Annotated in this window: 13 protein-coding genes and 1 pseudogene; 10 read left to right on the top strand and 4 right to left on the bottom strand. The window is 39.6% G+C overall.

The window, feature by feature from the left end; translation table 11 throughout:
* The 3 genes and pseudogenes from BKL51_RS12050 to BKL51_RS02605 form a co-directional block, all read left to right on the top strand.
* Positions 1-493, top strand: a pseudogene (locus BKL51_RS12050) (transcription antiterminator BglG); the annotation flags it as partial.
* A 73-nt stretch (positions 494-566) separates the two neighbouring features.
* Positions 567-1,673, top strand: coding sequence for a YdcF family protein (locus BKL51_RS02600; RefSeq protein WP_077465192.1), 1,107 nt, complete (start codon positions 567-569; stop codon positions 1,671-1,673).
* An 89-nt stretch (positions 1,674-1,762) separates the two neighbouring features.
* The gene (locus BKL51_RS02605) at positions 1,763-2,845 is read left to right on the top strand and encodes a porin (protein WP_143530501.1); all 1,083 of its coding nucleotides are present in this window, start codon (positions 1,763-1,765) and stop codon (positions 2,843-2,845) included.
* 120 nt (positions 2,846-2,965) lie between these two features.
* Here the strand turns inward: BKL51_RS02605 and BKL51_RS02610 are convergent, their stop codons facing one another.
* Positions 2,966-4,261 (bottom strand): FAD-binding oxidoreductase, encoded by a 1,296-nt coding sequence (locus tag BKL51_RS02610; RefSeq protein WP_077465194.1) that lies wholly within the window; start codon positions 4,259-4,261, stop codon positions 2,966-2,968.
* Positions 4,262-4,461: 200 nt separating this feature from the next.
* On the opposite strand from BKL51_RS02610, the gene BKL51_RS02615 reads away from it, so the two are divergent.
* From BKL51_RS02615 to proS, 3 genes are all read left to right on the top strand, one after another.
* Positions 4,462-6,846 (top strand): autotransporter outer membrane beta-barrel domain-containing protein, encoded by a 2,385-nt coding sequence (locus tag BKL51_RS02615; RefSeq protein ID WP_077465195.1) that lies wholly within the window; start codon positions 4,462-4,464, stop codon positions 6,844-6,846.
* 79 nt (positions 6,847-6,925) lie between these two features.
* The gene (locus BKL51_RS02620) at positions 6,926-7,978 is read left to right on the top strand and encodes an extracellular solute-binding protein (RefSeq protein ID WP_077465196.1); all 1,053 of its coding nucleotides are present in this window, start codon (positions 6,926-6,928) and stop codon (positions 7,976-7,978) included.
* Between the two features lie 95 nt (positions 7,979-8,073).
* Positions 8,074-9,786, top strand: coding sequence for a proline--tRNA ligase (gene proS, locus BKL51_RS02625; RefSeq protein ID WP_077465197.1), 1,713 nt, complete (start codon positions 8,074-8,076; stop codon positions 9,784-9,786).
* 88 nt (positions 9,787-9,874) lie between these two features.
* Here proS and BKL51_RS02630 read toward each other — a convergent pair whose 3' ends face one another.
* The 3 genes from BKL51_RS02630 to BKL51_RS02640 form a co-directional block, all read right to left on the bottom strand.
* Positions 9,875-12,649 carry a pitrilysin family protein gene (locus tag BKL51_RS02630; RefSeq protein WP_077465198.1) on the bottom strand — a complete coding sequence of 925 codons (2,775 nt, stop codon included), beginning with the start codon at positions 12,647-12,649 and terminating at the stop codon, positions 9,875-9,877.
* 71 nt (positions 12,650-12,720) lie between these two features.
* Positions 12,721-15,084 carry a TonB-dependent siderophore receptor gene (locus BKL51_RS02635; protein ID WP_077465199.1) on the bottom strand — a complete coding sequence of 788 codons (2,364 nt, stop codon included), beginning with the start codon at positions 15,082-15,084 and terminating at the stop codon, positions 12,721-12,723.
* A gap of 248 nt (positions 15,085-15,332) precedes the next feature.
* Positions 15,333-16,052 carry an MgtC/SapB family protein gene (locus tag BKL51_RS02640; protein WP_077465200.1) on the bottom strand — a complete coding sequence of 240 codons (720 nt, stop codon included), beginning with the start codon at positions 16,050-16,052 and terminating at the stop codon, positions 15,333-15,335.
* A 154-nt stretch (positions 16,053-16,206) separates the two neighbouring features.
* On the opposite strand from BKL51_RS02640, the gene rimO reads away from it, so the two are divergent.
* The 4 genes from rimO to asd all read left to right on the top strand — a co-directional run bounded on the left by rimO (position 16,207) and on the right by asd (position 22,113).
* A complete protein-coding gene (gene rimO, locus BKL51_RS02645) occupies positions 16,207-17,544 on the top strand; it encodes a 30S ribosomal protein S12 methylthiotransferase RimO (protein WP_077465201.1) in 1,338 nt (445 codons plus the stop codon).
* Between the two features lie 23 nt (positions 17,545-17,567).
* Positions 17,568-19,583 (top strand): adhesin, encoded by a 2,016-nt coding sequence (locus BKL51_RS02650; RefSeq protein ID WP_077465202.1) that lies wholly within the window; start codon positions 17,568-17,570, stop codon positions 19,581-19,583.
* Positions 19,584-19,756: 173 nt separating this feature from the next.
* Positions 19,757-20,656, top strand: coding sequence for a hypothetical protein (locus BKL51_RS02655; protein ID WP_077465203.1), 900 nt, complete (start codon positions 19,757-19,759; stop codon positions 20,654-20,656).
* A 341-nt stretch (positions 20,657-20,997) separates the two neighbouring features.
* Entirely contained in the window at positions 20,998-22,113 is a 1,116-nt protein-coding gene (gene asd / locus BKL51_RS02660) for an aspartate-semialdehyde dehydrogenase (RefSeq protein WP_077465204.1), read from the top strand.
* Positions 22,114-22,129 lie beyond the last annotated feature (16 nt).

A 22,129-nucleotide genomic window follows, 5' to 3' on the forward strand; every position in this document is an offset into this window, starting at 1 on the left:
TGATATCCCGTATACACCTATTTACTATGCTGACGATAACATGAAAGAGAATGAATATGTGAGTTCACTCTCTACTATTTTTTACCATTCTTACCAGTATGATGATATTTTACCTAAAATCATGCCAAGGATTATTCCTAAGAAATATAAACTCAATATATTTCCAATCCAGGATTATTTAGAAAAAAGTAAGCATTATCTACATTTAGATATTCTATTCAAAAAGCAAAAAATGGTTATATATTGTAATTTTTTGACTGAGAAAGAAAGCCTAGATATTCATTACTTTCTTAATAGTGAAGATTTCACTTTACATAGTGAAATTGTCTTTATGGTAGTCAATCTCAATATTAGCCAAAATGCTCAGAAGCTAAAAATGTTGATGAATATTATTAAACAAGTAGTTGATAACAAACTTGATTTACGCCAACTTTGTTTGAGTGAAAATCCGAATTATCAATTCTTCTTTATGCCGGATTATTACAACATTTAAAGCGATAGTTAATGGAAGGTTAAACCATAACCTTTCATCATCACTGAAATTTGATCTCATTAAGGAGACATCAATGAAAATGTTTAAAACTCGCCGACTTTTTACCGCACTTTTATTAGGAATGGGTGCGTTTTCCCTTTCGGGATGTGTACAAAATACCCAGGATATATCACCGCTTGGTTTTACTTTATCAAATGTCATTGAAGCACCAAAAGGTAAAGAAACTGGACGTGGAGAGGCTATTGAGCATCTCGTTGTAAAATATGCTCAAGATTATGAAAACGATCCTTACTTGCGAGACGATGTGAAAGCTTTCCGCCACTGGGAATGGCAAAAACTTTATCGTTCTTTAGATCAAAAAGTGAAAGAAAAACCCGATTATCTTAATACCTACCGACTTCAAGCCGAAGCCTATCTCATTAACAAAGACTACCGTCAAGCCCTTTCTCAGTTAGATCAAATTTTACGCCGTAAACCAGATGACCTACACGCCCTTGCAGTCAGTATTTTGGCTGCAAAAACGTTGGAAGATGAGACTCAAGTTAAACAACGTTTAAATGCCTTGGAAAAACGTTCGCCACAAGCGGCACAAGCTATGCAAGATATTTTCCGTTTCACTGAAAATATCTTGCAACAACCGTTTTCCGACCAACCTCAAAGCCAATTATCATTTGATGCTATTGCTGTATTTGGACAATCACCTAATCCAGACGGCTCACCTTCAAAAGGCTTATTACAACGTTTAGAAAAAACCAAGGAAATGGCTGCGAAATATCCCAATGCCAAATTGGTGTTAAGTGGCGGACCAGTCAAAACGCCTTATGCGGAATCCGATGTAATGGCAAAATGGCTGAAAGAAAATGGCGTAAATCCAAACCGTTTCTTACTTGATCCCATTGCTCGTGATACACCAGGAAATGCAATTGGTATGGTCAAACTGTTTAAGCAACACAACTTACACACAGTATTAGGTGTTGGGACACAGCTCCATATCCCAAGAGCCACTGCCGTATTAAAAGGATATGCCGACTATGTAGGTTATCCGATAAAAATTGACGGTGTAGGTGGCGGCAACCCACCAAGTACAGAGAAAAAACAAATTGAAGCACTTTATACCTATGTCAACGTTGCTCGTTCGATGGGGCTATTCACGCTAAGTGATTTCCAACGTTTTCAATAAGCATTAAAACTTAATAACTTTCTTAATGACGCATCTTCCCGTTTAAAAACAAAACGGGGAGATATTTGCACGCTTTTTATAAGGTAAATATGATGAAAAAATTAGGCTTATTCTTATTAACTTCAGCCCTTATCCCTTGCTCTTTTGCTGCGCCAATCTATCAAGAGGACGGAACTCGAATAGATCTAGGGGGGTCGCTCCGCTTCCAAATACACCATAAACAAGGTGAACGCACTGATTTAGATGATAACGGATCCCGCATTCGTTTACGCGTAGACCATAAAATTAACGAAAATTTGACTGCACTTGGTAATGTCGAAATGCGTTTTACCGACAAGAAAATAGGAGATTCGCTCTACACCCGTTATCTTTACGCTGGTTTTCAATATAAACCACTGGGCACTTTGACTTTTGGTAAACAAATTACTAATGGTGATTTACTCAGTGTTGCTGATTATAGTTATAACTTAACTGATGTGAAAAAAGTAATTAAACGGGCTGATCAAGTGATTCACTTTACATCAAAGAGTTTATATGGTTTCAAAGTGGGGGCAGATTACATTTTTGGCGAAAGCGGAAAACAAACCCAAGATAAAAACGGCAACGTCAAAAACTTACCGAATACCAATGGATACATCCTTGCGTTGTTTTTCCAAAAAGCCCTACAAGATTGGAAAATAGATGCCAAAGCAGGTTTTAGCCGCCAACGAAAATCAGAAACCAATGTTGATCGCAGTTTGGGCTTCGGCTTGGCGTTAAATTATCGGGATTTTAGTATTGGTCTGGATTACGGTAAACGCCGCTATCATCAACAATACGGGTTTGGTTGGCGGGGGCAACAAGTCGAATCGAAAGGTAAACAAAGCAAAGCTCAATTCCGTCAAGTGGAAGAATGGCTGATTGCCACTAAATATCAACTTAACCCGAAAAGTAAAATTTTTGCTGGCTATTTATGGGGCAAAGCCCAATCTCCAATTAAAGATGGAAAAGAAAATTTCGCAACAAGAACATTAAAAGCCATTATTGTGGGAGCAGATTATAAATTACACCGTCAAGTTGTCACTTTTTTTGAAGGGGCGAAATACCGCTATTCGGGCGGTGAATCTGCAAAATGGAATTTTGTTAATAATTCGGACTATGTGGTCAGTTTGGGGATGAGAGTTTATTTTTAGGGCTTAATACAGGAAGGTTTTTGATATCGGCATTTTCGACAAATACTGTAAAAATTGACCGCACTTTTATTTAAAAATAGGAGGAAACCCTATAAAGTGCGGTCAATTTTAAACCTGTTTTTAACGATATTTATCTAAAAACTGATAGTATTTCACCCCAATCTTCGTGGCTAAATTTTTCACCCATTTTCCGCCGTAAACGGAAGGCACTTTTAAGCCTTCAAAAATTTGCAGGCGTTCGTCATTGCCTAAAATGGCTTCCGCAATAATACGACCTGCCAAACCGGTTAAGGCAACACCATGTCCCGAATAACCTTGAGCAAAATAAATATGGGGTGAAATTCGCCCGAAATGCGGGGTAGCGTTCATCGTCATATCAATTGGCCCTGCCCAGCCGTAGTCGATTTTTACATTTTCTAATTGCGGAAAAACGTGCAACATATTTTGTCGCATTACGGCGACCATATCTTTTTCTGAACTGGAATCGCTGCCGAAAAGCAGGCGATTGTCTGCACTCAAACGATAATAATCAAGCAGTAAATTGTTATCGCACACAGACATGCCATTATTAATCACTGAATCCGCCACGGCTTGGCTTAAGGGTTCGGTGGCAATAATAAAACTTTCCACCGGCATAATTTTTCGGTTAATACCATGATGGATAGATTTAGGGAGCGCATCAATATAAGCGTTGGTGGCTAAAATAACATCTTGAGAAATGACCGCACTTTGGTCGGTTTTCACCTCAATACAACCGCTTTTTTCGATAAGATCCACCACCGGTGATTGTTCAAAAATCTGCACGCCAAGATCTAAACAGGCTTTCGCCAGTCCTAAACAATAATTGAAAGGATGCAAATGACCGGAATTGCTATCGTATAAACCGCCTACATAAATATCGCTACCTAAATGCTGCTTGAGTTTCGCTTTATCCCAAAGCTGCATATTTTGATAGCCAAAATTTTTGTGGCTGGCTTTTTCCATTTCAATCAGATCATCCATACGGCGATGGTTCAATGCAAGGGTCGCATAGCCTTTTTTCCAATCGCATTGAATACCGTATTTCTCTATACGTTCATCAATAATATCGATGGCTTCCAGCGACATTTCCCACAGTTGACGGGCTTTCTCAAAGCCGATTTGATGAATATATTCATCAATGCCTTCTTCAAAACCATTGATGGCTTGCCCACCACTTCGACCGGAAGCGCCAAAGCCCACCCGAGCGCCTTCCAATACCACGACTTTTTTCCCTTTCTCAGCCAACTCCAATGCAGCGGATAAACCAAAAAAGCCTGCCCCAATGACACAGACATCGGCGTGTTCAATTTGTGTTAAAGGAGGAAGTTGGAAATCTTGATTGCGTGAATCAAAATAATAGGAAGGAACGTGTTCTTGATGAGCAAAAGTTAGCATAAAACCTCTCGTTGGTAAAAATTGGCGAAATCTTACTCGGATAGGGAGATATGTCAAATTCTTTACAAAATATAATTAGATTGTCTTGGCTGATTTGTTGAACTATTATACTCCGCTCTGTGATTTATTAACGCTTAACAGCTTAACAAATATAAAAACACAAATCGTCTAAAAAATTTAATTTTTATTAAGGAATCATAATGATGAAAAAATTATTACTTTTTCTTATCTCTATGCCACCCTATTTAAGTCACTCTGCTGTGATAAAAAGCGGATCAGTAGATAATATTCAAAATGTTGTGGATAATCCGCAGACTGATGCAGAAGGATATCTTGTCTATGGTAGTGTTATTATCGGTGCTAAATTTGGGGAGAGATTATCACCACCAAGCGAGCTAACCATTAATAACGGTTCAAAAGTTAAATTTAGTAGTGATAGCCATATCGGTAACCATAATGGCGGTTATGGAATATTAAGAGTCGATGGCACAGGGACTATTTTAAAAACAGATGGTAGGCTCAGTGTTGGGCAATCCGGTGCAAGTGGTGAACTTTGGGTAACTAATGGTGCAAAAGTCGTTCAATCTAATGAAAAATGGGGAAATTACAATTATTTTGGACATGCAGGAAGTGAAACTTCACTCACTGTCATTGATGGAGAAGGCTCAGAACTTACTTTTAATGATGGGATTAGCGCATCCAAAATCAGTAAAATCCGTATTCTGAACGGTGGCACTTTTAACGTAAACTATAATAAAGGGGCAACTTATCTTTACGATGTTGAGAACCAAGGACACTTTAATACCGTTCACGGTATTGTGATTGGAAAAACATTAAAAATAGGAAGCGATGATCATACACAAGCGGGCGAATTTAACTTTCCTAGAGGAATTATTGCAAGTCAAAATGCCCGGTTAGTTTTTAAAAAACTCAAAGAAGACGATATTATTTTTCCATTAGTGCGTTGTGATAATTGTAATATTGAATATGACGCGCCTGAAAAAATGCAGATTAAAAATAGATCAGGAGCAGGTAAAAATTCAGTTAATGAGATGCTTATTAACCAAGGTACATTGGCATTGGCAGACGAATCAACGTTTGAGCGTTTTGGCGTAAAAAATTTAACGATTTTCAATGACGGTACTTTTTCCCTCAGTAATATCGGGCAAAAAACGGCTTATGATGAAAATAATTTGAACAATTCACCTTTTGTACAAGAAAATTTTATTCATCAAGGTACACTTGATTTGGCAGACGGTTCAAATCAGCCCAATTTCTCTCATCTTGTTGTAAATAACTATACTTCCGGTGGAACATTACTTGTTGACTCTGTTTGGAATAAAGATTCCGGCACATCCGGCAGTGATATTTTGCACATTTTAAGGAATATTGATACCTCACGCGGTGCAACTACCGTCAAAACGAAAAACGGGATTTTTGGTGATATCGAAAAGACAAATCAAAAACAAACTTCTTCCCTCGTCGCTATTGCCGAAAAAGATCATAATGGTCTGGCATTTACCGGTAAATCGGCAACATTGAATGCCGGAGAAGCGCAATTAGTTAAAGTGGGCAACAAATATTATTGGACACTTGAAGCACTTGAGCCTCAATCACAGCCTGAACCAAAACCAAATAAGAAAATTAGAACAGCAGCATCATCCGCTTATATTCAAATGCCTTATACCAATATGGAATTGGCTTACAGTGCTGTTGATACGTTGGCTAAACGACGCGGTAGTACGGTTAATCCGCAAACTACTACACGGCATGGCGTTTGGGGACGGGTTGTGAGTAAATACCTTAAAGTTGATGGAAAACATCGTTTGAATAATAGACAACATCAATATCTTGCTCAGGTAGGTGTTGATTTGGATAGACATACACAAGATGCAGTAACCAAACAAACTGGGATTTATGCAACCTTTGGTTATAACCACATTAATTTTTCCGACAGATTCCGTGCCGAAAACGGTCGGATTGTCAGTGATAAACATACGGGAACAGGAAAAACCAAAGCAGGATTGTTCGGGCTTTATCACTCGGTCTTTTGGCAAAACGAATCTTATCTTGATTTTGTCGGACAAGTAGGCTACTTACGCAATGAATATCGCCCAAGAGAAGGACGTAACGTCACGCAAGAAGGTATGACCACCTTAATTTCGACAGAGATGGGGCAAACTTTCCGATTGAATAAAAATTGGTCATTTGAGCCACAAGCCCAGTTAATTTATCAACATTTATACTTAAAAGATCTGTGTGATAAACACCTTAATATTCAATATCATAGCCAATCCGGATTACGCGGACGATTAGGTTCAAGCCTTAATTTCCGAGATAATGCTTATTTATTTGCGCTTACGGCAAATGTTTGGCATGATTTCTTGAATAATAAACCGGTGAAAGTTGGTAATCGGGATTATCGCGAATATTATGCAAAAACTTGGTTGGATACGGGGTTACAGTTCCAATGGAATGCAACGAATAATCTCTCTTTTTACGCTCACACGCATATTGAACATTCTTTGCAAAAACAAATACGTCGCGCTTACCAAATTGGTGCCGGTGTACAATATGTTTGGTAGCAAATAAATTCGGCTCGGTAATGCTATTACCGAGCTAATATTTCTTTACTTGTAACAATCTCCCCTAGGAGGCAATAAATTGAAAAAATCCCTTACCCACATACTTAAAAAAACTTTCCTTTCTTCGACCGCACTTTTTGCTACATCTGCTTTTGCTAACAACAAACTTTATGTTTATAACTGGACGGACTATGTACCGCCCGAACTCGTTGTGCAATTTACCAAAGAAACCAGTGTGGAGGTAATTTATTCCACCTTTGAGAGCAACGAAGAAATGTATGCCAAACTAAAATTAACGGAGAATACCGGCTCCGGTTATGATTTGGTATTCCCGTCAAGCTATTATGTGAATAAGATGATCAAGGAAAATATGTTGCAACCCCTTGATCACAGCCAATTAAGTAATTTAAAACAGATTCCGACACATTTGCTTAATAAAGAATTTGATCCTGAGAATAAATATTCCCTACCTTATGTATATGGTTTAACCGGAATTGAAGTGAACGCGGATGAGATTGATCCGAAAACCATCACAAGCTGGGCGGATCTCTGGAAACCTGAATTTAAACACAAAGTATTGATGACCAGCGATGCCCGTGAAGTGTTCCACATCGCTTTATTATTGGAAGGAAAATCGCCTAATACCACAAATGAGGAAGAGATTAACGCCGCCTACGAGCGTTTGGTGAAATTATTGCCGAATGTGGTAACGTTCAACTCCGACTCACCGGAAGTGCCTTACGTACAGGGTGAAGCTGCAATAGGGATGATTTGGAACGGATCGGCTTATCTCGCTCGTAAAGAAAACCCAAGCTTGCAATTTGTGTATCCGAAAGAAGGGGCAATTTTCTGGATGGATAATTATGCGATTCCGAAAACCGCTAAAAACGTAGAAGGGGCGCACAAGTTTATCGACTTCCTACTTCGTCCTGAAAATGCCAAAGTGGTGGTGGAACGTATGGGCTTTTCGATGCCGAATGAAGGCGTAAAAGCGTTACTCAGCCCTGAATTAGTGAATGATCCGACCTTATTCCCGCCTTCAGAAGAAGTGGAAAAAGGCATTATGCAAGGCGATGTCGGCAATGCCGTGGATATTTATGAAAAATATTGGAATAAATTAAAAACCAATTAATTTCTTCTTTCAAAAAAGTGCGGTTAAAAATGACCGCACTTTTTGTTATACTCCCACCAATTTTTTCTTAATTTAACGAATTTAAGGTTAATTCAATGCGTACAAGTCAATATTTATTTTCGACATTAAAAGAAACACCGGCGGAAGCCGCCATTGTCAGCCATCAACTGATGTTACGCGCGGGAATGATTCGTCCTCTCGCCGCCGGACTTTATAACTGGATGCCAACAGGTTGGCGCGTATTGCGTAAAGTGGAAAAGGTGATTCGAGAAGAAATGGATAAAAGCGGTGCGCTTGAAATTAAAATGCCGGTGGTACAACCGGCAGAACTTTGGCAAGAGTCCGGTCGTTGGGAGCAATATGGCCCGGAATTATTGCGTTTTACCGATCGTGGAGAGCGTGGTTTTGTGATTGGGCCGACGAATGAAGAAGCTATTACCGATTTAATGCGTCGAGAAATTACCTCTTATCGCCAGTTGCCTATTAATCTTTATCATATTCAAACCAAATTCCGCGATGAAGTCCGCCCACGTTTTGGTGTGATGCGTAGTCGAGAATTTATAATGAAAGATGCCTATTCTTTCCACACCGATAAAGAGAGTTTGCAACAAACTTACGAGGTGATGTATCAAACCTATAGTAATATTTTCACTCGGTTAGGGTTGGATTTCCGTGCGGTGCAAGCGGATACGGGATCCATTGGCGGCAGTGCTTCCCATGAATTCCAAGTGTTGGCGAATAGTGGGGAAGATGATGTGATTTTTTCGACCGAATCCGACTATGCCGCCAATATTGAATTAGCCGAAGCGGTGGCGATGGGTGAGCGTGCCGCACCGACCAAAGCCATTGAACTGGTTGATACGCCAAATGCTAAAACCATTGCGGAATTAGTGGCGCAATTTGACCAACCGATTGAAAAAACCGTGAAAACTTTAATTGTTAAAGGTGCAGCGGAAGACGCGCCATTGGTGGCATTAATTATCCGTGGCGATCACGAACTGAATGAGATTAAAGCGGAAAAACTAGCGGAAGTGGCTTCACCTTTTGAATTTGCCGATGAGGGGGAAATCAAAACCAAAATCGGTGCGGGCGTGGGTTCTCTGGGACCGGTTAACCTCAATATTCCCGTTATTATCGACCGTACCGTAGCACTGATGTCGGATTTTAGCGCAGGGGCAAATATTGACGGCAAACATTATTTCAACATTAACTGGGAACGTGATGTTGCCTTGCCGAAAATCGCCGATATTCGCAATGTGGTGGAAGGCGATCCGAGTCCGGACGGCAAGGGAACTCTACTGATTAAACGTGGTATTGAAGTCGGGCATATTTTCCAACTTGGCAAAAAATATTCCGAAGCAATGAACGCTACCGTACAAGGGGAAGACGGTCGCCCAATGGTCGTGACAATGGGATGTTATGGTATCGGGGTAACCCGAGTGGTCGCAGCGGCGATTGAACAACATTATGACGAGCGCGGTATTATTTGGCCGACCGATGAAATTGCTCCTTTTACCGTGGCGATTGTGCCGATGAATATGCATAAATCCGAAACCGTACAACAATACGCTGAAGAGCTTTACCGCACTTTACAAGCACAGGGCGTGGATGTGATTTTTGATGATCGTAAAGAACGTCCCGGCGTGATGTTTGCGGATATGGAGCTGATCGGTGTTCCGCATATGATCGTGATCGGTGAGAAAAATTTAGCAAACGGTGAAATCGAATATAAAAATCGCCGTACCGGTGAGAAAGAAATGATTGCAAAAGATCAATTATTTGATTTCCTGAAAGCAAAATTAGCTTAATTTACATCAGTGATCAGCCCCTCAAAATATCGCTATTTTGAGGGGCTGATTGTTTTATGGCTAACCTAATGGTCTAAAGTGCGGTCAATTATTGGCGTAAAATTGCTACAAAACGTGTTGGTTTAGCGAAAGCTTTTTTGGCTAATGCCTCAATCTTAGCTTTAGTGGTAAGTTGTTCTAAACTTTGATAGAGATAAACCAATTGCGGATTGCCCTGTTGCCAATAGCTTTCTTCAATCAGGCTTGCCACCGAGACCAATGAGTCAAATTGACGTTTAATTTGTTGCAACTGTTCAGCCTGTTTTTTGCGAAGCAAAGTTTCATCAATGCCTTGTTTAATAATCTCATCTAAAATTTGATGCGTTAATTTTATCAGCTCATCGGCTCTCTCAGGCGCACAACTAAATTCAATTTTTCCTTCAATTTGTGGCATATAAGATTCTTGACTAAACCAACTATTGACGGCATAAACGCCCGAGGCTTTTTCTCTTAAAACAAGGCGTAGTTTTTCCTGCACGATATCGCCAAGAATGTCTAAAGCGTATTTTTGTTCCGCTTGCCATTGGTTTTCGGCGGCAAGATAAATTTCTACATCGGTGCGGGGTTCGCTTAATCCGCTCATCAAAAATGATTTTTTCGGTGTATGGATGGCATGGATTTGAAGCTTACGAGGCTGCGTTTTTACTTCAACCGTTGCCAAATATTGTTTTGCTAATTTTTCAACATCATGTCGTGAAATATCACCAATAATGAAATAAGTAAAATCCGTGTTAGCCAAAATTTTTTCTTGATAGATTCGGCTCAATTGCGCTGCCGTAAAACCTAATAATTCGCTTTGGTTTTGCGTGTAAGCCGTGGCTATATTGGGTTGGCGCAAACGGGATACCGCTTGCATAAACGTTGTTTCCGCATCGATTTGTTTAAAATAATCCTGTGTTTCTCGGCGATATTTTTGTAATGCACTATCGGAAATCGGGGCGGATTGAAGTTTTAACCGAAACAGCGTGAGTAAATTAGCCAGATCCTGTGATTTTGCCACACCGGTGAAGCCTTGTTTATCCTCATCAACCACCGTAGCCAATACCAAAGGATTTTGTCCAAATAGATGATTAACATCCTCCGCAGTAAGTTCACCCACGCCGCTATCATCCGCTAAAATGGTTGCTGTGCGTAACAAATGATAATCTTGATTTGGCACGGAGCGTAATCCGCCGTGGGTCACCGCGCGGAAATGGACTTGATTTGGTGTTTTATCGCTGTAATGATAAATCAATTTTGCCCCGTTACTCAGACGATATTCATTAATATTGCCTTTATCCCAATGTTTTTCCAACACCAATGCACCGCCTTCGGAAGCAAAGTGCGGTCGTTTTGTCTTGTGTTTTTCGTTTTGCCAAGGGGTTTGGGCTTGATGTATGAGTTGTTCCCAAAGCTGTTCAATATCTGTGGTATTGAATGGGAGTTTTTGCTCCGGCAGCGGTTGAGTCACCAATAATAATTTGGCCTTTAATGTCAACATCTTATTAAAGGTTTCGTTGACATCCCTTAGCTTGATTTCATCTAAAAAACGGCGATTTAGTTTGTAGCGATCTTTTGCACTTAAAGTGATTTGATTATTTGCCGCAACAGCAATTAATTCATCGGCAATTTTTAAACTGCCGCTACGAATTTCTTTTTGTTTTTCATTGAGGCGGTGAAGCCTTGTGATTTCCGCATCAAGCTCCTCCGGGGTAAAGCCGTTTTGTCTAATTTCAGCCATAAAGGTAAGAAGTGCGGTAATATTTTTTAGATAATGAGTATTGAATAATTGCAATGAAAAAACCGTTTGTAGGGTTTCTTTACCAAGATGAGAACGGTAAAAATTGGCTGAATCTAACCAGTTGCTTTGACGTTCTTCCCATTTTTGCAAACGTAAATTGACCAAACGCGTAACAATTTGCTGAATGAGATCTTGTTTATAGTCCGTCAGTGTTTCCTGCTGTTTATCTTCTTCAAAAAAACTGAGTTCCAATGCCGGAATGTTTGTCCCTTGTTCGGCAACACTTGCCACCCGCCAACGCTGAATAAGCGGAATAGAAAAGTCGATTTTATCAAGAGGTGTTTGCAAACGCGGGTCGGATTGTGCTAAGGCGTTACTCAGCAAGGTTTTGACCTCATTGGGGTCAATATCCCCTACCACGATCACTGAGATATTATCCGGTCGATACCATTTATGGTAAAAATCCGCCACTCGATTACGGGAAATACGGCGAATAATCTTCATATCCCCAATGGGATCACGTAATACATAGCGTGATCCTACCATTTCTATGGCGCTTTTTTTATCACCGAGGCGCAACATCGGGCTTAATCGGCGACGCCATTCTTCTTCGACCACACCACGTTCACCGTCAAGATCTTTTGGCAAAATAGTGAGATGATTCATCCATTGATTGATAACATCAAAGGCGAGAGAGAGCTTTTGAGGGCTATTATCGTCCAGATTTAGGGTATAAACGGTATTTTCAAAATCGGTGAAGGCATTGATATCACGGGCAAATTTCATGCCTAACTTTTCCAGTGCGTTAATAATGGTATTTTCAGGGTATTTTTGGGAACCGTTAAATGCCATATGTTCTACCAAATGAGCGATCCCCTTTTGATCGTCGTCCTCGTGCATTGAACCGGCATTCACCACTAAACGAAGATACACCCGGTTTTTAGGCTCGCTGTTGTGTAAAATATAATATTGCAGTCCATTAGCCAGCTTGCCCCGTTTAATATCGGGATCAAAAGGTAATGTGTCGGAATCGACGTTGCTTTGGCAGGCGATAAGCACGCCAAAAGTACAAAAGAGTAAAAAAAGTGCGGTTAGTTTTTTCATCATTTTTGCTTAAATATAAAAAAAGAAAAGCTACGCTAATTCGCGTTAGCGTAGCGGAAATTAATGTTAACTTAGAATTTGTAGCCTATTTCCAACCAAAATTCTCGGCCGGGCGTGTAAATGCCGTATTCATCATTCGTTGAAATGGCTCTAACGGTTTTGGATTTACGGGTTTGATTGAGTACGTTTAGGATATCAAGCTGTAAATAAACACTGTGATTGCCGGTAATTGTCGGTTGCCAGCGAATACTGGAATCCCATTGGGTGTGGCGGCCGTAATGATAGGAACGATAGCGGGAAATACCATCATTAAAATCACTATCCAGTAATTCGTAACTGCGAATCGGTGCTTTCATATAAACTTTGTTTGACCAAGTAATATGGTAGTCAGGGATCGCCATATCTACACCCAATCGGGCAATCCAATCTTCGGTAGCACTATTGACTTTATTGAGCATGGCACGGCGGGTCATTAATTTACCGTCAAGATATACCGCTTCATTGGGATCAAGTTCTCCTCCTATATCGGCACGTTTGGTTTTTAACCAATCAAATCCCAAAGAGGTTGTCCAATAGCTTTTTGCCACTTGCCAAGGCTGATCATTATTTATTTGGAATGTGTAAACATCCACGCTGAAATCACCGCCGTTATGATAGGAATTCACTCGGTTGGCATCACGTTTTAACACAATTCGATTTTTATTTTGGCGGTGAATGTAATTCACTTTAAATGCCAGATTCCCCAGTTTTTGTTCAAAACCAAGACTAAGTTCATCGGCATAAGGGGTTTTTAGCGAACTAAATTCTTGATATTTACGGTTAGTATCACGATTGATTTTTAAAATCTCATTGGTCAGTTTTAATGAGGCGAAAGAGCGGCCGTAATAACGGTTCAATCCCAGTGTCAAACCGGTTTCTTCCCAAGGTTTATAGCGTGCCACAAAGCGTGGGGCAATGTTGTTGTTTTGCAAATAATCATCCCGTTCGATACGTATTCCGGGGCGAAACTCTAAGTTATTCCAGGTGATTAAATCTTCTGCATAAAAGACGAAATTTTGATAACGGGTTTTTGCATTGCCTTTATAAGTGATATCGGGGAATTCAGTCGGATCCATGTTGGGATAGCGCTGAATAATTTTAGAATGCACATCTTGAGGGCGATTAAATTTATAGTGGGTCGCCTGATAAATTCCCCCGATAGAAATAGAATGATTGGTTGCTCCCCAATCAAAAGGCTCAACGGCAAATTCCGTTGAGAAATGAAGATTATCTTGTGTTAGAGAGCTGTTACCATAACCGCCTTTTTCATAATCATAAATTTGATCAAAATTTTCATCAAAAACGGAAACAGTCTCGACATTGGCAGAGGAGGATTTTCGTTTATCTTTAAAACGATCATAAGCAAGGGTATTTGTCCAAACGCCCGAATCAAAAGCATGCACCCACGCCAATGTAGTACCGAAAGCTTGATGATAATCGCTGACATCGCTATCAATATTGGTCGCGTAATATTTTTGTTCTTTATAATTGGAATAACGGAATCCCAGTTCAAAACGATCTTTTTCACTTGCCGCTAAGTTGAAATTCAACAATAAATTATCGGAATTGCGCAGGTGATTTTGTTTATTTAACTTGATGTCGGTATCGTATCCGATGAGTCGATTTTGTTGGATTTGGGAGTGGCGTTTACTGTACCCCAATACCATGCCTAAATTATCCGTTAAGCCTTTTTCTAAAACGATGTTAAACGTCTGCTTGCGATATTTAGGCTGAAATTCGGCGACACCGCCGGCATCAGGTCTGATTTTATCCAATAAATGTTGTGCCGAATTATCGGTATTCATTTTCGCCCAGCCGGAATTTGTTGTGCGATACTTGAGTGACACGCTATCTTGCCCATTGTACTGTTTCGTTTTGGCAACCACCGCTCCGCCCATGAAACCACCTAAACCGGCGGAAATGTTGCTGTCATGCACTTCAACTTTTGACAGCATAGAGGCATCAAAGAAATAAGCCTGTGTATGGCTAATCCCCGGCACGACCTGCATTGCACCGTCAAAGATTTCACTATCTACTGTTAAATCGTTGTTCACATTTACATTATCGATAAAATAAGCGGTTTGATTTGTATCCGCACCATTAATTGAGATATTTTGCGGTTTGATTTCGCCACGTTGAAAACCATCTTGATCGCTATTTTCATAACGAATATGCGGGTTAGAACGCAAATAATCGGTAATGTTATTATTGCTTGTGGGTGTTTTTTCTATCTCTGTGGAAGTGAGCGTTTGAGTGGAGGAAAGGGATTTATTATTGTCTCCATATACCACAATTTCTGGCAGCATATTAGCGTGATTTGTCGTTTTTTCTTCAGAAAAAGCGCGAGAGGCGCATAATGTTAGGCAAATAAAAAATGTAATTTGGTTTTTATACATGGTATTCCTTATGGTTTAAAAACAAGAATCATTATCATATTCATCTAATTTTTAATGTAAAGGAATTTTTATCAATTAACGAACGTTTGAGTTTCTATTGTGCTTAAAAGAGAGAAAGACGGAGTGATGAAAAATATTGGGGAATAAAACTATCGAAAACTAAGTAGCTGAGCAGTGACATGATAACGGGCAGTAAATAGTTTTAAACAATACTTAAAGAAAATAAGGGGAATAACAATTCCCCTTTTTTAATTTTCAAATAACTCAACGCTCAACACCCCTTCTTCCGTTTTTAATAATGTGTAAATATCTTTAATCATAGCACTATCAATGGCAAAACATCGGATCTGAACTCTAACCTCGCCATTGGGTAAATCTTTTACGAAAAGATTTTCAATGCGGTAATCATTTTGAATCAATAGATTTGTAATGATTGCAATAGAATCGGATGAACTGAGATGAATGATAATTTTGGTTTTCTTTTTTCGTCCTCTATGACGGATTAAACGCTGTATCATTGGGCTAAAACGAATAGCGATTAAAATCATCGCTGTAGCGATCAAGGCATCAAAAATAAAACCGGCACCGATTGCAATGCCGATTGCGGCGGCGGCCCAAATAATCGCTGCGGTGGTTAATCCTGAAATCGCATCATTTTTCTTATGTAAAATCACACCGGCACCTAAGAAACCAATACCGCTAATAACTTGTGCTGCAAGGCGCATCGGATCGGTACGAATGTTTTCGGATACTTGTGCGTAATGTTCCGCCGCTTGAATGGAAATCATGGTTAACACACAGGTAGTAATCGCAATAATTGAGCAAGTTTTAATGCCGACGGGCTTGTGCTTTAACTCACGTTCTAAACCGATAATACTGCCTAAAAGTAATGCCAAAAACATTTTGCCGAGAATCGCTAAGTGATGGGGGCTTAAAAGTGCGGTAAAAATAAGGGATGAATTTTCCATAGTGCTATTTTTTGTTCATAAGATGTAAGATTCTAACGACTTGAAAAATAAAAATATAGTTAATTTTACAATCTTTTACTTTTCTTCAGTCGCCTTTCACGCGGAAATTCAGTAGAATTAAGCATTTTTATAGAAATAAAATCGAGATAAATTTATGCAAGATTCAACCCCGAATATTGGCTTTGTTAGCTTGGGTTGTCCTAAAAACTTAGTGGATTCCGAACGTATTCTGACAGAGTTACGCAGTGACGGTTATAATATCGTACCGAGTTATGAAAATGTTGATTTGGTGATCGTCAATACTTGCGGTTTTATTGATAGCGCAGTTCAAGAATCTTTAGAAGCGATCGGAGAGGCGTTAGAAGAAAATGGTCGGGTGATTGTTACCGGTTGTCTCGGCGCAAAAGAAGATCGTATTCGTGAGGTTCACCCGAAAGTATTGGAAGTTTCCGGCCCTCATAGCTATGAAACTGTGATGGAGCAAGTGCATAAATATGTGCCGAAACCGACACATAATCCTTATTTTAGTCTTGTGCCTAAACAAGGGGTGAAATTAACACCAAAACATTATGCTTATTTGAAGGTTTCCGAAGGCTGTGATCATCGTTGCACATTTTGCATTATTCCCTCCATGCGCGGTGATTTGGAAAGTCGCTCCATCACTCAAGTATTGGATGAAGCTAAACGTTTAGCCGAAGCCGGGGTGAAAGAATTGCTCGTAGTATCGCAAGATACTTCCGCCTACTCTCTGGATTTAAAACGCCAAGAGGGTGGGGTGAAAACCTCATTCTGGAACGGAATGCCGATTAAAAACGATTTAATGACACTTTGTAAACAGCTGGGGAAACTCGGGATTTGGGTGCGTTTGCATTATGTTTATCCGTACCCGCATGTTGATGATTTAATCCCTCTCATGGCAGACGGCACCTTATTACCTTATTTGGATATTCCTTTGCAGCACGCCAGCCCGAAAATTCTCAAAGCAATGAAAAGGCCGGGGAGTATTGACCGCACTTTAGAGCGAATTAAAAAATGGCGTGAAATTTGCCCGGATTTAACCTTGCGTTCTACCTTTATTGTGGGTTTCCCGGGGGAAACGGAAGAAGATTTCCAACTATTACTTGATTTCTTAAAAGAAGCCCAACTCGATCGTGTCGGTTGTTTTAAATTTAGTCCAGTGGAAGGTGCTCCTGCAACGGATATGTCGGATCAAGTACCGGAAGAGGTTAAAGAAGAACGCTTCCATCGCTTTATGCAATTACAACAGAAAATTTCATCTGAGCGCTTAATACAAAAAGTGGGAAAAACCTTGGATGTATTGGTCGATGAAATAGATGAAGAAGGTATTATCGGACGTTCCAAATCGGATGCACCGGAGGTGGATGGTCTGGTTTATGTTGAGAATATCAGCGGTATCGATGTGAAAGTCGGTGATATAATTAACGTCACCATTACCCAATCAGATGAATATGATCTGTGGGGAACTTGTTAAATTAAAATCAAAAGGAAAATAAAATGTCTGAAGTGAAAAAGCCAAGTGTTGAGCTTTTTGAAGAAAAAGTTGCAGCAAAAAATTATGAAGAAGCTTGTGTCGAGCTACTTGATATTCTTGGTAAAATTGATTCGAATTTCGGCGAAATTAAGGATATTGAAATTAATGTTCCCAAACAGCTTGAACATCTTACCCAAGATAGACATATCTACTTTGCCACTCGTATGGCGGTAGCAATTACAGAATTATTTACCGACCCGAAATTAGACATTTCTATTTTCGGCGCACAGCGTTTCTTAACTTTACAACGCTGGATAAATATGATTTTTGCTTCATCGCCTTTTGTAAATGCAGATCATATTTTACAAACCTACAATCGCAATCCAAACCCTAAAGACCCGTTAGATATTGATTTAGAGGCATCTAAATCAGCATTAATCAAGTTCTGCATTTTATATTTGCCCGAATCAAACGTTAACCTAAACTTAGATACTCTATGGGGTGCAGAACCGGAACTTTGCGCCTCGCTTTGTTTTGCATTACAGTCACCTCGTTTTATTGGTACGTCGCAAGCATTCAGTAAACGTGGAGCCTTGTTGCAATGGTTCCCTGAAAAATTAGCGCAGATTGAAAATTTAAACAACATACCTAGCGGTATTTCTCATGATGTATATATGCACTGTAGCTATGATATTGCTGCCAATAAACATAATGTAAAACGTGCATTAAACCAAGTTATTCGCCGTCATCTTATTGAAAGCGGTTGGATTGATCGGGATGTAACAAAATTAGGTGAACGTAATGGTAAGCCGGTAATGGTTGTACTTTTAGAGCATTTCCACTCCGCCCATTCAATTTATCGTACTCATTCCACTTCTATGATTGCGGCACGTGAGCGTTTTTATTTAATCGGTATTGGTGGCGAGGCGGTAGATGACGCAGGCAGAGCGGTGTTTGATGAGTTCCATCTAATCAACGGGAATAGTATCTTTGAAAAATTGCTATTCTTAAAAACGATTTGTGATGAAAACGGTGCGGCTATGCTTTATATGCCAAGTATTGGGATGGATCTCACAACAATTTTTGCCAGCAACACCCGTCTTGCGCCAATTCAAGCCATTGCATTAGGACACCCTGCCACCACTCACTCGGACTTTATTGAATATGTGATTGTTGAAGATGATTATGTGGGTTCGGAAGACTGTTTTAGTGAAACCTTATTGCGTTTGCCAAAAGATGCGCTTCCTTATGTGCCGTCCGCCCTCGCCCCACAGAATGTAGAATATCTCCTACGCACTAATCCGGAAGTAGTGAATATCGGTATTGCTTCTACAACAATGAAATTGAATCCTTATTTCTTGGATGCATTAAAAGCCATTCGCGATCGTGCTAAAGTAAAAGTACACTTCCATTTTGCACTGGGTCAATCAAGCGGCATTACCCATCCTTATGTAGCGCGTTTTATTAAATCTTATTTAGGTGATGATGCCACGGCATATCCACACTCGGCTTATCACCAATATCTTCAAATTTTGCACAATTGCGATATGATGGTAAACCCATTCCCATTCGGTAATACAAACGGCATTATTGATATGGTGACCCTTGGTTTAGTAGGCATTTGTAAAACCGGTTCTGAAGTGCATGAACATATTGATGAGGGGTTATTCAAACGCTTGGGCTTACCTGAATGGTTAATCGCCGATACCGTAGATGAATACGTCGAGAGAGCTATTCGTTTAGCGGAAAATCACGAAGAACGTTTGGCCTTACGCCGTCATATTATTGAAAATAACGGCTTAAAAACCCTCTTTACCGGTGATCCAAGTCCAATGGGTAAAGTCTTATTAGAAAAACTTAACGATTGGAAAGCAGCGAATTTAAAGGAAAAAGCCACAACAAAAAAACCAGCGAGTAAAAAACCTACCACAAAAGTAAACCGTTCAAAAACGGCTAATAAAAAAAGTGCGGTCAAATCCGAGCCAAAATCTACCGCAAAGAAAATCGTTAAGAAAACTAATAAAAAAACTGAAAAATAACTAAAAATCCCCGAAAGGGGATTTTTCTTGAATAGAGTTCACGGATTAATCAACTTACTTATATTCATCATAAAAATTAATAGTTCCTAATTTATCTTGTTTTTTTATATGTAATCTTTTTCTACAATGATATACTCTTTCCCCTTAATTAGTTAAATTTTAAGGAGAAACAGATGAAGAAAATTTTAACGATTAGTGCCTTAACACTCGTATTAGCAGCATGTAAAGAAAGTGAAACGTTTTATTTTACTTTAGATAATCCAACGAATGAGAAAATGGTATTAACCATTGATGGTAAAGAACATCAGTTAGCGGCTTATTCTCATGAAAAATTGACGCTTGCAGCGGGTGAACATACCATTGAAAATAATGAATACAAAGTTAATTTCACTGTTTTTTATGACTCAAAAGGGGGGATTATCAATCCAACAGGGAATCCTTATCTTATAGAAAGTTTGCTTTATTCTGTCCCTAAAAATCCGAATAATGCAGCTGTAAGAGATGTGAATTTTAAAATAGACGGTTATCCATTTGTAGGTCCTTTTTCAGTGCAATCGGATTTTATTATTGATAGAAGTTATCAACATAGTATGACCGAAAAAGGGGCGTGGAACTTTGACATTTTTGAAGTTCCTCCTCAAGAAATCAAAACAGACAGAGGCTTTGGTATTTTAAAGAAAATCTACAATAAAAATGAATTCTTGGATATGGTGAAAGTAGAAGCTCCGGATGTAAGGGCAGATTACGATCAACATAAAACGGTAGTAAAAACCAAACCAACCTTTAGAAATGAAGATGCCCACTATAAAAACAATATGGAGATTGCAAACAGTATCAAAGATGAGGAAACTAAAAAATATGCCCTACAATTAATTGAGTTAGATAAAAAATATGCTCAAGCCAAAGGGGTGAAAGAACAGGAAAAAATTAAAGATGATTATCAAAAAACCACAAAAGATTATATGAAAGCCTCGTCAAAAATGAGTAGTGAAGCTAAAACCTCAATGAAAGGATATGTTATACCTGCTAACTTTGAAAAAGGAATTATTATTAATTCCGTAGAAGTAAAATAATAAAGGGGATAAATTGATAATAACGTGCAATATATTGAACGTTTCATCAAATCTAATTTTAAGAAAGGATGCGACGATACAGCCCTATCTACAGGTTTTACGACAATACGATGCAATACTTTCTCACTTACATTCAGCGAGTAATTTTACGATGAATTCACTCCCCTCTCCTAGAAATTTAGACAAACATAATAAAAGTCCCCGAAAGGGGATTTTTTCTTGAATAAGAATGAACGAATGAGTAAATTTACTGATATTTCTCATAAAAACACTTGATTTTAACCGCACTATCTTGTAATTAAGAACTCTATTCAAACACAATATTAACAAAAGGAAAAACAATGAAAAACGTCGGTTTTATCGGATGGCGCGGAATGGTCGGTTCCGTATTAATGGATCGCATGGTGCAAGAAAATGATTTTGCGGACATCAATCCTATTTTTTTTACCACTTCCCAAACAGGGCAAAAAGCTCCTGTCTTTGCGGGCAAAGAGGCGGGCGAACTCAAAAATGCCTTCGACATTGACGAGCTCAAAAAATTAGACATCATCGTAACTTGTCAGGGGGGCGACTATACGAACGAAGTATATCCAAAATTAAAAGCAACGGGTTGGAACGGATATTGGATTGATGCCGCCTCGGCACTACGCATGGAAAAAGACGCAATTATTGTGCTAGATCCGGTAAACCAAAATGTGATTGACGAAGGCTTAAAAAATGGCATTAAAACCTTTGTCGGCGGAAACTGCACAGTAAGCCTAATGTTAATGGCGATCGGCGGTTTATTTGAACGTGATTTGGTAGAATGGGTTTCCGTCGCAACCTATCAAGCCGCCTCAGGCGCCGGGGCGAAAAATATGCGTGAATTGCTTTTACAAATGGGTTTATTACGTGATGCCGTGAAAGATGAATTGGCTAACCCTGCTGCTTCTATTTTAGATATTGAACGTAAAGTCACCGCAGAAATGCGTTCAAGTGATTTCCCGACAGAAAACTTTGGTGCTGCATTGGGTGGCAGCCTTATTCCTTGGATCGACAAATTATTACCGGAAACTGGGCAAACCAAAGAGGAATGGAAAGGCTATGCGGAAACTAACAAAATTCTCGGTTTAAGCGACAACCCGATTCCGGTTGACGGTTTGTGTGTGCGTATCGGCGCATTACGTTGCCACAGCCAAGCTTTTACTATCAAACTGAAAAAAGATTTACCGTTAGCGGAAATCGAACAAATCATTGCCTCACACAATGAATGGGTGAAAGTGATTCCAAACGATAAAGAAACCACATTACGTGAATTAACTCCGGCGAAAGTGACGGGAACGTTAACTGTGCCGGTCGGTCGTTTACGCAAACTCGCCATGGGGGGCGAATACCTTGCCGCCTTCACCGTAGGCGACCAACTTTTATGGGGGGCGGCAGAACCGGTTCGCCGTATTTTGAAACAGTTAGTAAAATAATTTTTACCTACCAACA

The organism is Rodentibacter sp. Ppn85, assembly GCF_001999335.1.
Lineage (GTDB): Bacteria > Pseudomonadota > Gammaproteobacteria > Enterobacterales > Pasteurellaceae > Rodentibacter.